Origin of the sequence: Pseudomonas sp. UYEF17 (assembly GCF_040546125.1) — a bacterium.
Classification (GTDB): domain Bacteria; phylum Pseudomonadota; class Gammaproteobacteria; order Pseudomonadales; family Pseudomonadaceae; genus Aquipseudomonas; species Aquipseudomonas putida_Z.
Genome location: NZ_JBEPNE010000002.1, coordinates 162,234 through 176,600, shown reverse-complemented (window position 1 = coordinate 176,600; position 14,367 = coordinate 162,234). Strand labels below are relative to the sequence as shown.

Below are 14,367 nucleotides of genomic sequence, written 5' to 3'. Positions count from 1 at the left end.
TGTCGTCCTGGATCTGTATGCTTAGAAGTTCACGCCGAAGCTGAGGGCGACGAAGTCGCGGTCATCCACGGTGGTGTACTTGCCATCGAAGAAGTTGGTGTACGACAGGCTTGCCGTGTAGGTGTTCTGGTACTCGGCGTCCAGGCCCAGGCTGACGGCCTTGCGGCCCTCCTCGAAGTTGGCGCCTGGGCCAGGCGAATAGCCGGAAACGTCATGCGACCAAGCCACGCTGGGTTTCAGGTTGACCCCGGCGAAGACGTCGTTGTAGTCCCAGATTGCGCGAGCGCGGTAACCCCACGAGGTAGTGGTGGTGAAACCATCGTTTTCGCAGTTGCGCGACAAGTTGGCGGTGGAGCTACCGAGGCCAGAGCCGTCAATGGTGGTCTGGTTGAGCGCGGTACACATGCCATTAGGCAGCTCGCCAGGGCCGAAGACTGGGTCGCGGCCGTACCGGGCCTTACTGGTACTCTCCAATCCACCGACGTGGGTAACACCGACTTCACCAACCACTGTGAGGCGACTGGCACCCATGATCTGGTCGAAGAAGTGAGTGAAGGTCGTCTGGAACTGTGTGATTTCCTTGCGGCGGTAGCCGTGCAGGTCCTGCCCCGCCGTGCCCTTGAGCACGGACGCATCATTGAACCCGGGCAGTGGTGTGACACCAGCGAACAGAATATCGGTAGAGTTCAGCTGCACCGGCGCATTGGGGCGATAGCTGAGTTCACCGCTCCAGGCGGTACCGGTAGGCAGCGTGGTGGAGAAGCTCAAGCCGTACAGGCGGATGTCTTCTGGATACTCGACGAAGTACTGCGAGTTACCCGCGACAATCAGAGGACGCAAACGCGCTGGCAGCGCGGCGACCCCGTCGAACACCGCCTGCGAAGCGCCTGTGGCACTGAAGATCGGTGCTCGGCTGTGGTAGTTCATGAAATACGCGCCGAATTCGGTGTCCAGCGGCTCGAACATATAGCGGAACGCAACGCCGAACTGTCCGCTATCCCGCGCATCACGGTCGGCGCCACGGCGCACCAGCACACCCTCATCGTTGTAGTTGACGCCAGTGGCGGCGAGCAGCCCCTGCACGGGAGGTGGTAGTTGCCCCAGGGTTCGGCCGCTAGACAACACGCGCAGGTTGTCGGTACAGCCGTCGGCAATGATGTCCGGCTGGGAGAAGAAGGTGCCGCAGTTGTCGACGACCGTCTGGTCCCATTCGATCTGGTAGAAGGCCTCGGCCGACAGGTTGTCGGTCAGGCTTTGCGAGATGTAGAACATGTTGACCGGAATCAGGCCTTCCTTGATCTCGGCCCCCGGACGGCGGAAAGCAGCTACGTCGATCGGGTTGATCGAGTTGATGCCGCCACCGATGAAGGTACTTTCACCCCAGCTCACCACCTGCTTGCCCAGGCGCACCGAGCCTGGCTGATCGCCGATGGAGTAGTTGTGGTAAACGAACGCGTCGAGCAGCTCGGCACCGGACGATTTGGCGCCTTCCTTGCGGTTGGAGTCGCTGATGTCCTTGAACTCGCGGCCTTCGTCCTTCAGTTCGAAGTCGTACCAGTACTTGCCGCGGACGAACACGCCGGTGTCGCCGTACTTGAGCTCCAGGTCATGGATGCCCTTGAAGATCTTGGAGAAGGTTTCGCCCTTCTTGAAGTTCAGGTGGCCATCGTCGGATGTCTGCGACAGGCCCTTGCCGCCGTTGTTCACCCCGATCAGGTTCTTGTTGGGGTTGGCCGTCGACCAGCTGGCGCCGATGGAGAGCGACGAGTCGAACTGGCCTTCGATTTCACCAATGTTGAAACTGACAGCGAAAGCAGGACTTGCGAGCGTGGAAGCAAGGCTGACAGCCAGGGGCAACTTGGCCCGGCGCCAGAACAGGTTTGCAGATTTCATCGACGCTACTCCATGTACTTTTTTTGTTATGGCAGTGAGTCCTTTCAAGAACGGCCCGAGCGACCGGTTTGCAGGCTTGCGCCCGCGGCGACACGGCTTGCGCATATCGCCTTCCCCCATTCCTGAAAATCCCCTGGCCCCGACTATAGCCAGCAAGGCACAGGCGCTTGATCCCTCTAAAGTGTGATTTGCGCTCCGTGCGACCAACTCGCTGCCATGTTGCCCCGGCTGCGCGCTGGCAGTGCTAAAGGATGGCGTATTTCTGCCGTTTGGCAAGGTTCCACCCCTCTAGCATGCGGGTCGCGTGCTGCGGTACGCGACCCGCATGGCGGTTACAGCGTGGAGAGGAACGCGCTGTTGCTGGCCTGCCACTGGACGATGTCCTGGCGGATGCGTTTCTTGTCGAGCTTGCCGACACTGGTCTTGGGAATTTCGGTAACAACGGCGATCTGGCTTGGAATCGCCCACTTGTTGATGTGCCCTTGCTCGACGAACGGCTTGAGATGTTCCTTCAGCGCCTTGGCGTCGATGTCCTGGCCTTCGCGCACCACCAGCAGGGCAAACGGGCGTTCGCCCCACTGCGGGTCGGCCACCCCTACCACCGCCACTTCGCGCACGGCCGGGTGGCGGCTGATCAGGTCTTCGAGGTCGAGCGAGGAAATCCATTCGCCACCGGTCTTGATCACATCCTTGATGCGGTCGCGGATGTCGATGTAGCCCATGCCGTCGAGCGTGGCGACATCGCCGGTGTGCAACCAGCCACCCTGCCACAGCTCCTCGCTCTTCTCCGCCTCCTTGAAGTAGCCCATGGTCAGCCACGGCGCCCGTAGCACCAGCTCGCCCTGGGTTTCACCATCGGCAGGCAGGAAGTTGCCGTCGCCGTCGACGATGGCCGCCTCCACCAGCGGCACCGGCACGCCGGCCTTGATGCGGTAAGTGACGCGCTCATCCTCGCTGCCGGCCTGCAGTTCGTCGTTAAGGTGGGCGGCGGAAATCAGCGGGCAGGTCTCGGACATGCCATACGCGGCGGTCAGCTGGATGCCGCGTGCCAGGGCGGCCTGGTACAACGAGCGGTTGAGTGCGCTGCCGCCGATGATGATCTTCCAGCCGCCGAAGTCCTGACCTTGGGAGGTCGGGCAGTTGAGCAGCATCTGCAGGATGGTCGGCACGCAATGGGAGAAGGTGACCTTCTCTTCGCGCCACAGCTTGACCAGCATGTCCGGCTCGTAGCGCCCCGGATACACCTGCTTCATGCCCAGCATGGTGGCGGCGTAGGGAATGCCCCAGGCGTGCACATGGAACATCGGCGTGATGGGCATGTACACGTCGTTGCTACCCAGCAGGCGCACGCTGTCGATGCTGCCAGTCACCGAAGCTTCGGCCAGGGTGTGCAGCACCAGTTGCCGATGAGTGAAGTACACACCCTTGGGGTTGCCGGTGGTGCCAGTGGTGTAGAAGGTGGTGGCCACCGAGTTCTCGTCGAAGTCCGGGAAGTCGTAGCGCGGGCTGGCAGCGGCCAGCAGTTGCTCGTACTCGCCCACCAGGTTGGGCAGCTCGGCTGTCTTTTCCGGGCCGTCGGTCAGCAGCAGGGTCTTGTCGACCGTGGTCAGTTGCCCGGCGATGGCCTGGTACAAGCCGACGAAGTCACTGTTGACCAGCACCACGCGGTCTTCGGCGTGGTTCATGGTGTAGAGAATCTGCTCGGGCGACAGGCGCACGTTGATGGTGTGCACCACCGCACCGATCATCGGGATGGCGAACATGCATTCCAGGTAGCGGTGGCTGTCCCAGTCCATCACCGCCACGGTGTCACCGGCCTTTACCCCGGCTTCGGTCAGCACGTTGGCCAGGCGCGCGATGCGCTCGTTGAGCTGGGGGTAGGTCAGCCGCATCTGGTCTCGGTAGACGATTTCGCGGGTCTTTTCATAGCGGCTGCCAGACATCAGCAGTCGCTTGATCAGCAGGGGGTAGGCGTAGGCGCCCTCGGCGGGCTTGATGATGCGGGTCTGCAACATGGGTATCCCTTTTCTGGAAAGCGGGCCGGACAAGTCTGGGAACCACTGTAGTTCGCCAATGTGACGGCTAAATCAGCCGAAGGAATGATTTGCGTGATGAAGGTATGAGTGGCGGGCGTTGACGGGCGGCAAGGTTGAACTAGACACTGCGGCGGCAGCTTCAGGTTATGTGGTGAAGCTGATGGCCTATTCGCGGGTAAACCCGCTCCCACAGGTACTGCACCAGCCGTTGCAATGGTGCAATACCCGCGAATGGCCGCGACACCGAAATCCCGCCCAGCCTCGGAGAACTTCATGCCCAGCCCGCGTCGCGCCGTGTTTCTCGATCACCAGTCCCTGGACCTGGGCGATCTCGACCTCTCGCCCCTGAAGCAGCAGTTCGAAGAGTTCGAGCTGTTCGCCGCCACCCGCCCGGAGCAGGTCGCCGAACGCCTGCAGGGCGCGGTGGCGGTAGTCAGCAACAAGGTCATGCTCGACGCCGCGACCCTGGCCGCCAACCCGCAACTGAAGCTGATCCTGGTGGCCGCCACCGGCACCAACAATGTCGACCTGGCAGCCGCGCGCGCTCAGGGCATCACCGTGTGCAACTGCCAGGGCTATGGCACACCGTCCGTCGCCCAGCACACCCTCGCCCTGCTGCTGGCCCTGGCCACCCGCCTGTGTGACTACAACCAGGCGGTAGCCGACGGCCAGTGGGCCAAGGCCAGCCAGTTCTGCCTGCTGGACTTCCCAATCGTCGAGCTGGAGGGTAAGACCCTTGGCCTGCTCGGCCACGGTGAACTGGGCGGCGCGGTGGCGAGGCTGGCCGAAGCCTTCGGCATGCGCGTACTCAGCGGGCAGATCCCCGGCCGCCCGGAACGCGCCGACCGTTTGCCACTGGACGAGTTGCTGCCGCAAGTCGACGCCCTGACCCTGCACTGCCCGCTGAACGAGCACACCCGACATATGCTCGGGGCCCGCGAACTGGCCCTGCTCAAGCCCAACGCGCTGGTGGTCAACACCGCCCGCGGCGGCCTGATCGACGAGCAAGCGCTGGCCGACGCCCTGCGCAGTGGCCACCTGGGCGGTGCCGCCACCGACGTGCTGAGCGTGGAGCCGCCGGTCAATGGCAACCCGCTGCTCGTACCCGGCATCCCGCGCCTGATCATCACCCCGCACAGCGCCTGGGGCGCGGTGGAATCCCGCCAGCGCATCGTCGGCCAGCTCAGCGAGAACGCCCAGGCCTTCTTCGCCGGGCAGCCACGCCGCGTGGTCAGCTGAGCCCGACGCCCGCCTCTGCTACACTGCGCCACTTTTTTCCAGGAGGCGTCGTCCATGGACCCGCGCAGTGAAGTGTTGCTCCGCCAGGCAGAGCTGTTCCAGGGCCCACTGCTGCTCGCCGGCGCCCCCGCCGACGGCCTGCTCGGCCAGTTGCCCCAGGCCCGGGCCTGGACCTGGCATGCGGGCGACCAGGCCATGCTCGAAAGCCGCTTCGCCGGGCGCAGCCACTATGGGGTCGAGCCCCCTGAAGTGGCTTTCGACAGCGCCGTGCTGTTCCTGCCCAAGTCCCGTGAACTGGCCGCCTACCTGCTCAACGCCCTGGCCTCGCGCCTGGCTGGCCGCGAGCTGTACCTGGTTGGCGAGAAACGTGGTGGCATCGAGGGCGCGGCCAAGCAGCTGCAGGCCTTTGGCAAGCCGCGCAAGCTCGACAGCGCCCGCCATTGCCAGCTGTGGCAGGTGACCATCGAGCACGCGCCAGAAGCCAAGCCCCTGGAAAGCCTGGCCGAACGCTTCGAGCTCAGCCTGGAAGACGGCCCACTGCAAGTGGTCAGCCTGCCCGGTGTGTTCAGCCATGGCCGCCTCGATCGCGGTACCGCCCTGCTGCTCAAGCACCTCGACGGCCTGCCGAGCGGGCATGTGCTGGACTTCGGCTGCGGTGCCGGGGTGCTGGGCGCCACGGTCAAACGCCGTTATCCACAAAACCGAGTGACCCTGCTGGACGTGGATGCCTTCGCCGTGGCCGCCAGCCGCCTGACCTTGGCCGCCAATGGCCTGGAAGGCGAAGTGATCAGCGGCGACGGCATCGACGCGGCGCCGACCGAGCTGAGCCTGATCCTGAGCAACCCGCCGTTCCACACCGGGGTGCACACCAACTACCAGGCATCGGAAAACTTGCTGAAAAAATCGGCCGTTCATCTACGAAAAGGTGGCGAAATGCGCCTGGTTGCCAACAGCTTCCTGCGCTACCAGCCACTGATCGAAGGGGCGCTGGGCAACTGCCAGGTACGCGACGAGGCGGACGGTTTCCGCATCTACCAGGCAACACACGGATAAAAACAGCGCTTGCCGAAAGCGTTTTGCCTAGGCAGAATCCGCACCGTCCTAGGGGAGTAGTCTCCCGCGAGCGCCCAGCTCGCCCGGTACGCGTCAACATACTTGGTCCACAGACCATGGCGCGTGCGACCCACCATGCCAGCCTGCATGGCGAGATCCGCATAGACGGATCCAGGGTTTGACAAGACCTATGACACGCACACCTTACCCGGGGCGGGGAGGCTGTACGTGTCATAGCCGTGTCGACCCGCCCCCGTAGGAATCCTGATGCTGGAATCTCTGTTGGTCCCCACCGCCATCGTTGCCCTCGCCGAAATCGGCGACAAGACGCAATTGCTCGCGCTCATACTCGCTGCCCGCTTCCGCAAGCCCTGGCCGATCATCGCCGGTATCATCGCCGCCACCCTGGCCAACCATGCCGCGGCTGGTGCCGTGGGCGCGTGGGTCGGCAGCTTCTTCAGCGACTCGGCACTGCACTGGATCCTGGCTGCGAGCTTCACCGCCACTGCGCTGTGGACCCTGGTTCCGGACAAGATGGATGACGACGAGAACCCGGCGCGCCGCTTCGGGCCGTTCCTGACCACGCTGATCGCGTTCTTCCTGGCTGAAATCGGTGACAAGACCCAGGTCGCCACGGTGATGCTGGCAGCACAGTATCCGTACCTGATCATGGTCATTATCGGTACCACCCTGGGCATGCTGATTGCCAACGTGCCGGTGGTACTGGCGGGTAACTTCGCGGCGGACAAACTGCCGCTGACGCTGATCCGTCGCCTGGCGGCCACGGCGTTCTTCGTGCTGGCGATCGTGGCGGTGTATTCGGCGATGAAAGCCAGTGGCTGGGTGGGTTGACTCGAAAGGCGACAGGCTGACGCCGAACCTGTAGGAGCAGCCTTGCGCTGCGAAGAGGCCGATACAGGCACCAGGAAATGTGGTGCTCTTACCGGCCTCTTCGCAGCACAAGGCTGCTCCTACAAGGGATAAGCATCTGGAAGTCGGGGCTTACTTCTTGGCCGCCTGGTACAGCGGCATCACCTTCGGAATGGCCGCCTGCAACGAAGCAATGCGGCTCTGGGACGCCGGGTGAGTGCTCATGAACTCAGGCGGTGCGCCTTCGGAAGCCTGGCTCATCTTGTTCCACAGGGTGATCGCGGCATTCGGGTCGTAACCGGCACGCGCCGAGAGTTCCAGGCCAATCAGGTCGGCTTCGTTCTCGTTGGCCCGGCTGTTGGGCAGGGTCATGGCATAGTTCACCACGGTATCGGCCATGGCCATGCTACCCTGGCCGAGGCCAAAGAGGGCACCGGCGCCCTGGCGCGCCATTTCCACACCATACGCCTTGGACATCGCCTCGCGGCTGTGCTCACGCAGGGCGTGGGCGATCTCGTGGCCCACCACCGCAGCAATTTCCGCATCGGTGAGCTTGAGCTGATCGATCAGCCCGGTGTAGACGATGATCTTGCCGCCAGGGCCGCAGTTGGCATTGAGCTCGTCGCTCTTGATCACGTTCACTTCCCAGTTCCATTGCGCGGCATCCGGGCGGAACTTGGGGGTCTGGGCGATCAGGCGGTTGGCAATTACCTGCACACGCTTGGCAACAGCGCTGGACTTGTCGAGCACGCCTTTGTTCGATGCTTCACCCAGGGTCTGCTGGTACGACTGGGCGTACATCTGGTTGACCTCATCGGTCGAGAGCATGCTGAACATGTACTGTTGGCGCTCGACGCCGACAGCACCGCCGCTGGTGGTATTCACCGCCTGGCAGCCGGCTAGCAGGATGCCAGCACTCAACAGGCTGACGACAAAAGACTTACGCATGAAAACACTCCCTTTTTACATGCGCCGTATCGTAGGCCGAGTCGCTTGGGGCCGCCATAGCCGCAGGGAAGATTTTCGTCGCCTGTGCCGGCCCCTTCGCGGGTGAACCCGCTCCTACAGGGATAATGCGATCGTTGTAGGAGCGGCTTCAGCCGCGAAGAGGCCGGCACAGCCATACATCAGGCCGGGGTCAGGCACTCCGGCGCATCCAGCTTCGGGTCATTGACGAAATGCGCCAGGGCCCGCTCGCGCAACGTCGCCGGCGGGCTGGCCAGCAATTCATGCAGGCGGGCCAGCGGCGTGTCCGGGTCAAGCCAGGCCGCCTGCCCCGCCTCGTCCAGTATCAGCGGCCGACGCTGGTTCATCGCCGCCTGGGTCACCACCGCACAACTCAGCCAAACCTGGTCCTGCACCGGGTAGGCCTCCCACACGGCGGCGAAGTACAGCGATGCGCCCTCCCCCGGGGTCAGCCAGTACGGGCGCTTGCGCACGCTACCGCGCCATTCGTAAAAGCCGTTGGCCGGCATCAGGCAGCGGCGCTGGCGAAACGCGTCGCGAAACATCGGCTGCTCGGCCAGGGTTTCGGCGCGGGCATGGGCGGGGGTACGGGACAGGTCGGTGAGCCAGGCCGGGGTCAGCCCCCAGCGCGCCTTGGCCAGTTGCAGCTGGCCGTCGAGCTGGCGCTGGATCAAAACCGAAGCCCCGGGCGAGATGTTCCATTGGGCGGGCTGGCCAACGGGAAAGCCCGGCAGACTGGCAAGAGCCTGGGGCCAGCGAAACAGGGCGTAACGTCCACACATGGGTGAATTCAGAACCTAGCAGATCAAGGTACCGGGGAAACTCTCCGGTTCGTCGCCAACCAGTGGCTGGGCGTCATTGTACGCATCGATCAGCTGCCGTGCGTACTCGGCCTGCTCATCAGCCACGGCAAGCCCCAGCAAACCCTGCATCGGCAGCTCACCGGCAGCACCGACCAGGTCACGGCCAACCAGGTGTGCCTCGATCCCCTCGCTGGCGAGCATGCCCGCCAGCATTTCAGCCTCGAGCAGGCTTTCCGGTTCGTAGATGCGCTGCATCAGTCATTCTCACCGAATACATCCAGCATCCACTCCTCGCCATGAACTTGCAGCACGAAGCGGATAGGCTTGCAGCATACCTGGCAGTCCTCGATGTACTCCTGATCGCCACCGGACAGGTCCACCGTGGTTTCGACTTCTTCGCCACAATAAGGGCAATCGTAGATAGCAGTTTCCAGCATCGCGGCCTCCGGGGTGACTTATGCGTATAATTGCCGGTCTGTTTACAGGGCCTGTGTGTGTCCGAGCCGTTTTTCGGAGCCCGTCCCTACCTTATTACCCTAGCCGTTTCCAACAAGAGAGCATGATGGGCGAATTCGATGCCATCCGACCGTACGACGACGCTGAGGTCCCTGCCGTTCTGGCACGCCTGCTCAGCGACCCGGCATTCCTCGATATCCTCACCCACTTCCGCTTCCCGCGTGCGGCCGGTGCTCTCGGCTGGTTGCTCAAACCGCTGATCGCCCGCCGCCTGCGCAAGGAATTCGCCGGTGTCACTTGTGTCTCGACCTTGCAGGACAAAGTCGAGTACTACGTCGACCAGACCATCGACCGCGCCACCGACGGCGTCACCTATTCGGGCGTGGAGCAGCTCAAGGCCGGCACCGCCTACCTGTTCCTGGCCAACCACCGTGACATCGTCATGGACCCGGCCTTCGTCAACTACGCGGTGTACCACGCCGGCCTGCCCACGCCGCGCATCGCCATCGGCGACAACCTGCTGCAAAAGCCGTTTGTCAGCGACATGATGCGCCTGAACAAGAGCTTCATCGTGCACCGCTCGATCAGTGGGCGCCGCGAAAAGCTGGCGGCCTACCAGCTGCTCTCGGCCTACATCAACCATTCGATCCGCAACGACGCCACGTCGATCTGGATCGCCCAGGCCGAAGGCCGGGCCAAGGACGGTGACGACCGCACCGATTCAGCGATCCTCAAGATGTTCCACATGAGCCGCAAGGACGAGCCGTTCGGCGCGGTGATCCAGAGCCTTAACCTGACACCGGTTTCGATCAGCTACGAATATGACCCGTGCGACCAGGCCAAGGCCCGCGAGCTGTACATCCGCGCCACCACCGGCACCTACAAGAAGGCGCCGGGCGAGGACGACAACAGCATCGCCAAGGGCATTACCGGCTACAAGGGCCGGGTGCACATCAACTTCGCCCCGCCGGTGACCGAGTACCACGAGGACACCAAGCAACTGGCGGTGGAAATCGACCGGCAGATCCTCGGTGGCTACCGGCTGTTCCCGGTGCACTACCTGGCCTATGCGATGTGGGATGGCAAGGATGAGGCGCTGCAGGTGCCGAGCGCCGAGAAGGTATTCCCGGCTGATGAACTGGCCCGGGCCAAGGAAGAATGGCAACGCCGCCTGGATGCCTGCCCCGAGGAGCAGCGGCCGTACCTGGTGTTGCAGTATGCGACGCCGGTGCGCAACCAGTACCAGGTCAGGCAGCAGGCACCGGTTGCCTGATCGATCCTAGGGCTGCTTTGCAGCCCATCGCGACACAAGGCCGCTCCTACAAGAGATCGCGCATACCTGTAGGAGCGGCCTTGTGTCGCGATGGGCCGCAAAGCGGCCCCGGAATCTCAAATCCAGGTACTGAACCAGGACAACAGCAGCGCCATCGCCAGGCACGAAAAACCGAGAATGTAGAAGTAGCGCGGTACCCGCAGGTCGAACGCGTCCACCACCCCCTCGTCCACCGCCATGTACTCGCGGGTCTCGGCCTCGCGCCGCCGCGCACTGTGCAGCAGCAACCCGCCCGGGCAGGTCAGCAGCAACGCCAGCAGATTGATCAGCTTGGTCGGGTGGGCGGCCAGGAACCCCCAGAGCACTTGCAAGGACATCACGCAACCTCGGTATGAGCGACGGCAAAGGCCGGCATTCTACCCAAGTCATGCCCAGACGCCCGGCCCAGGCGACAAAGTGTCATCAAATTTCATCTGGCATGGCATGAAGCTTTGCCGGCCTCTTCGCGGGCACAGACAACAAAAAACCCGCTGCCTGGAACACAGGCAGCGGGTTTTGTTTTACAGCTGAAGCCTTACTGCCCCAGCACCTGACCGATGGTCGGGTCCTTGAACATGCGGGTCAGGGCATCGCTCAGCACATCGCCCACCAGCTGGGTGTTGGTTTCCTGGTTCGGCGCCATGCCGAAACGCTGGTCCAGCGAAGCGCCGTAACGGCCACTGTAGCGGCGGCCGCCATTGGACACGTCGGCACGGAAGGTGGCGCCGATGGTAGCCTCGGTCACGTACAGGTTGTCTTTCGGCGACTGGTACTTCAGCTCCGCCAGGGTCACGGTCAGCTGCGGCGCGTTGTAGGCGTTCGGCGTCGGGGTGAAGCCGAGCAGGCGCACGGCGGCTTCAGCCTGGGCCTGCAGCTTGGGCACGATGTCGTTACCGCTGACGCTGATGGTGCTGGTCTCGGGGTACATGCCACCGCGAGTGCCCAGGGACTGCGAGGCCCGGCCGTCAACCACACGGACCACTACCGGCTGGCCATGGCCGACCGGGGCGAGCTGGGCCTTGAGCGTGGGTTGCGGATTGAGTTGTTGCGGGCTGTGGGCACAACCGACCAGGCTGAGGCTGGCCACGGCGATCAAACCGAACAACAGACGTTGCAACATGCGCGTTACTCCAGAAAAAGCGGCGAAGGCCCACAGTATACCTAGCCACGCATCGACCAGTCATCGGCCTGGCCCGCTTGTCACAATCGTTTCATCGCCGCGCCCTTATCCTTGCGCCAAGCCCTAACGCACAGGACTCGCTGCCATGGCCTCGCTCTGGACCCTGCTCTTCCAACGCCCGCGCCACAACACCTATGCCCGCCTCGACGCGAACGGCAAATGCCTGGCCTTCAAGCAATGCAGCCGGGCGCCCAGCGGCAGCGGCTGGGTCCAGATCGGCGAAATCCAGCTCGCCTGGCTGGGCCGCGAACTGCCCGCCAGTGCCCGGGTTTGCGCCCGCGCAAGCCGCCGCTGGCACCAGCGCATCCTCGCGGCCTGACAAACGCTGCAATAAAAACCACGAATGGCGACATTTCTGCCCGCGACATCGCTATAATCTCCCCCCGATTATAAGGACGTCTCCTGATCGGGCCCCGCACTCGCCGATTGACCCCGGCAACTTCAACGCTTCGCCCACAGAGAGCCTTCCACTCAGGTCTTGCATCGGCTGTCGTGCCTGCTTTTCCGGCCCTTCACACTGCATGAACCTGCGGGTTGCCATCGCGCAGTCCCCTTTTGAGGTTCACGTCTCCAAAAGAGCGTGAAAAAACGGTTTTCACAACTTCACAAGAGTGTGGCGAGCAAATGAACAGTCTGGCATGTGCAAAAGCGGCAGATGTGTCCCGAACAGCCCTGAACAGGCGGCAAATGCGCTCATCCCGTATGAGTGTCTGAGCCGTTCCATAACGCACGCACGACACCTTGACCATAAGTCGAATTGCCGCACCCGTGGCAAACCGCGTTCAATACGCGAACCCGAAGACTGATTGGCGGTGTCCGCGGAAGTTGCAAGAACTGCGAAAAGTCGGACATGGCGACCCTGGCGAACCCAGGTCCTATGCTGTCAATTAGGTAGCTGTAGATTGTGGAGACGCGTTAAATGGCGCAGAACGAATCGGTTGATGTGGTACTGGTAGGCGCGGGCATCATGAGTGCCACCCTGGCCGTACTGCTCAAGGAGCTCGACCCGACCCTGAAGCTTGAGGTCGTGGAGGCGATGGACTCCGGAGCCGCGGAAAGCTCCAACCCCTGGAACAACGCAGGCACCGGCCACGCCGGCCTGTGCGAGCTTAACTATACGCCCCAGGCCGCCGATGGCAGCATCGACATCAAGAAGGCCGTGCACATCAACACCCAGTTCGAGGTTTCGCGCCAGTTCTGGGCCTACCTGAGCAAAAAGGGCAACTTCGGCTCGGCACGTGCCTTCATCAACCCTGTCCCGCACCTGAGCTACGTCGAGGGTGACAAGGGTGTTTCCTTCCTCAAGAAGCGCTATGAGCTGCTCAAGCAGCACCATGCCTTCGCGGACATGGAATACACCGAAGACAAGGCCGTGATGAATGACTGGATGCCGCTGATGATGCCAGGCCGCCCAGCCGACCAGCACATCGCCGCCACCCGCGTGCTCAAGGGTACCGACGTCAACTTCGGCGCCCTGACCAACAAGCTGCTGAAGCTGCTGGGCGACTCGCAGGACGCTCAGGTCAAGTACAGCAAGAAGGTCGTCGGCCTGCGCCGTAACGGCAAGGGCTGGACCGTGAGCATCAAGGACGTCAACAGCGGCGGCAGCCGTGAAGTGGACGCCCGCTTCGTCTTCCTCGGCGCCGGTGGCGCGGCCCTGCCGCTGCTGCAGCTGTCGGGCATCCCGGAAAGCAAAGGCTTCGGCGGCTTCCCGGTCAGCGGCCAGTGGCTGCGTTGCGACAACCCGGAAATCGTCAAGCAGCACCAGGCCAAGGTCTACAGCCAGGCTGCGGTCGGCGCCCCACCGATGTCGGTACCGCACCTGGATACCCGCGTGGTCGATGGCAAGAAATCGCTGCTGTTTGGCCCATATGCCGGCTTCACCACCAAGTTCCTCAAGCACGGTTCGCTGATGGACCTGCCGCTGTCGGTGCGCATGGGCAACATCGGCCCGATGCTGGCCGTGGCTCGTGACAACATGGACCTGACCAAGTACCTGGTCAGCGAAGTGATGCAGTCGATGGAGCAGCGCCTGGAAGCCCTGCGTCGCTTCTACCCGCAGGCCAAGGCCGAAGACTGGCGCCTGGAAGTGGCTGGTCAGCGCGTGCAGATCATCAAGAAAGACCCGAAGAAAGGCGGCGTGCTGCAGTTCGGTACCGAGCTGGTCTCGGCCCAGGACGGCAGCCTGGCTGCACTGCTCGGCGCATCGCCGGGTGCTTCGGTGACCGTGTCGATCATGCTGGAACTGATCGAGCGCTGCTTCCCCGAGCAGGCCAAAGGTGCCTGGGCTGCCAAGCTCAAGGAAATCTTTCCGGCTCGCGAGAAGACCCTGGCGACCGATGCTGCCCTGTACCACAAGATCAGTGCCGACAACGACGTTGCGCTGGACCTGGTGGAAAGCAGCCCGGCGGCCAAGCATTACGCCTGATTCGGCCGGTAACGAAAAAACGCCCCTCGGGGCGTTTTTTTGTGCCTGGTTGCTCATTCACCTGTGCCGGCCTCTTCGCGGGCATGCCCGCTCCCACAGGTTTTGGCGTCGCCCTCAGGCTGTGCACCATC

General features: G+C 63.1%; 14 protein-coding genes and 1 riboswitch. Of the genes, 6 read left to right on the top strand and 8 right to left on the bottom strand.

All coding sequences use genetic code 11. The features are described from left to right. Positions 1–21 precede the first annotated feature (21 nt). Both ABIB24_RS03655 and ABIB24_RS03650 read right to left on the bottom strand, forming a co-directional pair. Entirely contained in the window at positions 22–1,893 is a 1,872-nt protein-coding gene (locus ABIB24_RS03655; protein WP_354316142.1) for a DUF1302 domain-containing protein, read from the bottom strand. 332 nt (positions 1,894–2,225) lie between these two features. After that, the gene (locus ABIB24_RS03650) at positions 2,226–3,908 is read right to left on the bottom strand and encodes a fatty acid--CoA ligase (protein WP_354316141.1); all 1,683 of its coding nucleotides are present in this window, start codon (positions 3,906–3,908) and stop codon (positions 2,226–2,228) included. A 294-nt stretch (positions 3,909–4,202) separates the two neighbouring features. Here ABIB24_RS03650 and ABIB24_RS03645 point away from each other — a divergent pair, with 294 nt between their 5' ends. The 3 genes from ABIB24_RS03645 to ABIB24_RS03635 all read left to right on the top strand — a co-directional run bounded on the left by ABIB24_RS03645 (position 4,203) and on the right by ABIB24_RS03635 (position 7,073). Further along, positions 4,203–5,168, top strand: coding sequence for a 2-hydroxyacid dehydrogenase (locus ABIB24_RS03645; RefSeq protein WP_354316140.1), 966 nt, complete (start codon positions 4,203–4,205; stop codon positions 5,166–5,168). 54 nt (positions 5,169–5,222) lie between these two features. Next, complete coding sequence (locus ABIB24_RS03640; RefSeq protein WP_286918850.1) at positions 5,223–6,221, top strand: methyltransferase; 999 nt, start codon at positions 5,223–5,225, stop codon at positions 6,219–6,221. Positions 6,222–6,260: 39 nt separating this feature from the next. Next, positions 6,261–6,401: riboswitch (yybP-ykoY riboswitch) on the top strand. A gap of 87 nt (positions 6,402–6,488) precedes the next feature. Next, entirely contained in the window at positions 6,489–7,073 is a 585-nt protein-coding gene (locus ABIB24_RS03635) for a TMEM165/GDT1 family protein (protein ID WP_013970934.1), read from the top strand. A 150-nt stretch (positions 7,074–7,223) separates the two neighbouring features. On the opposite strand, the gene ABIB24_RS03630 is transcribed toward ABIB24_RS03635, so the two are convergent. From ABIB24_RS03630 to ABIB24_RS03615, 4 genes are all read right to left on the bottom strand, one after another. Continuing rightward, positions 7,224–8,039, bottom strand: coding sequence for a M48 family metallopeptidase (locus ABIB24_RS03630; RefSeq protein ID WP_025337703.1), 816 nt, complete (start codon positions 8,037–8,039; stop codon positions 7,224–7,226). A gap of 179 nt (positions 8,040–8,218) precedes the next feature. Continuing rightward, positions 8,219–8,839 (bottom strand): SOS response-associated peptidase, encoded by a 621-nt coding sequence (locus ABIB24_RS03625; protein ID WP_137162993.1) that lies wholly within the window; start codon positions 8,837–8,839, stop codon positions 8,219–8,221. Between the two features lie 15 nt (positions 8,840–8,854). After that, on the bottom strand, positions 8,855–9,115 hold the full coding sequence (locus ABIB24_RS03620; RefSeq protein WP_025337701.1) for a putative signal transducing protein: 261 nt from the start codon (positions 9,113–9,115) through the stop codon (positions 8,855–8,857). Continuing rightward, positions 9,115–9,297, bottom strand: coding sequence for a CPXCG motif-containing cysteine-rich protein (locus ABIB24_RS03615; RefSeq protein ID WP_012270508.1), 183 nt, complete (start codon positions 9,295–9,297; stop codon positions 9,115–9,117). The genes ABIB24_RS03620 and ABIB24_RS03615 overlap by 1 nt, the downstream gene beginning before the upstream one ends. A 125-nt stretch (positions 9,298–9,422) precedes the next feature. On the opposite strand from ABIB24_RS03615, the gene ABIB24_RS03610 reads away from it, so the two are divergent. Then, positions 9,423–10,589, top strand: a complete 1,167-nt coding sequence (locus tag ABIB24_RS03610) for a 1-acyl-sn-glycerol-3-phosphate acyltransferase (protein ID WP_025337700.1) — start codon at positions 9,423–9,425, stop codon at positions 10,587–10,589. A 116-nt stretch (positions 10,590–10,705) separates the two neighbouring features. Here the strand turns inward: ABIB24_RS03610 and ABIB24_RS03605 are convergent, their stop codons facing one another. Together ABIB24_RS03605 and ABIB24_RS03600 are read right to left on the bottom strand one after the other, a co-directional pair. Continuing rightward, positions 10,706–10,966, bottom strand: a complete 261-nt coding sequence (locus ABIB24_RS03605; protein ID WP_013970930.1) for a hypothetical protein — start codon at positions 10,964–10,966, stop codon at positions 10,706–10,708. A 197-nt stretch (positions 10,967–11,163) separates the two neighbouring features. Then, positions 11,164–11,748, bottom strand: a complete 585-nt coding sequence (locus ABIB24_RS03600; RefSeq protein WP_013970929.1) for a YajG family lipoprotein — start codon at positions 11,746–11,748, stop codon at positions 11,164–11,166. Between the two features lie 145 nt (positions 11,749–11,893). On the opposite strand from ABIB24_RS03600, the gene ABIB24_RS03595 reads away from it, so the two are divergent. Then, positions 11,894–12,127 carry a hypothetical protein gene (locus ABIB24_RS03595; protein ID WP_289515040.1) on the top strand — a complete coding sequence of 78 codons (234 nt, stop codon included), beginning with the start codon at positions 11,894–11,896 and terminating at the stop codon, positions 12,125–12,127. Between the two features lie 600 nt (positions 12,128–12,727). Continuing rightward, positions 12,728–14,236 (top strand): malate dehydrogenase (quinone), encoded by a 1,509-nt coding sequence (gene mqo, locus ABIB24_RS03590; RefSeq protein WP_025337698.1) that lies wholly within the window; start codon positions 12,728–12,730, stop codon positions 14,234–14,236. The last annotated feature ends 131 nt before the right edge of the window (positions 14,237–14,367 follow it).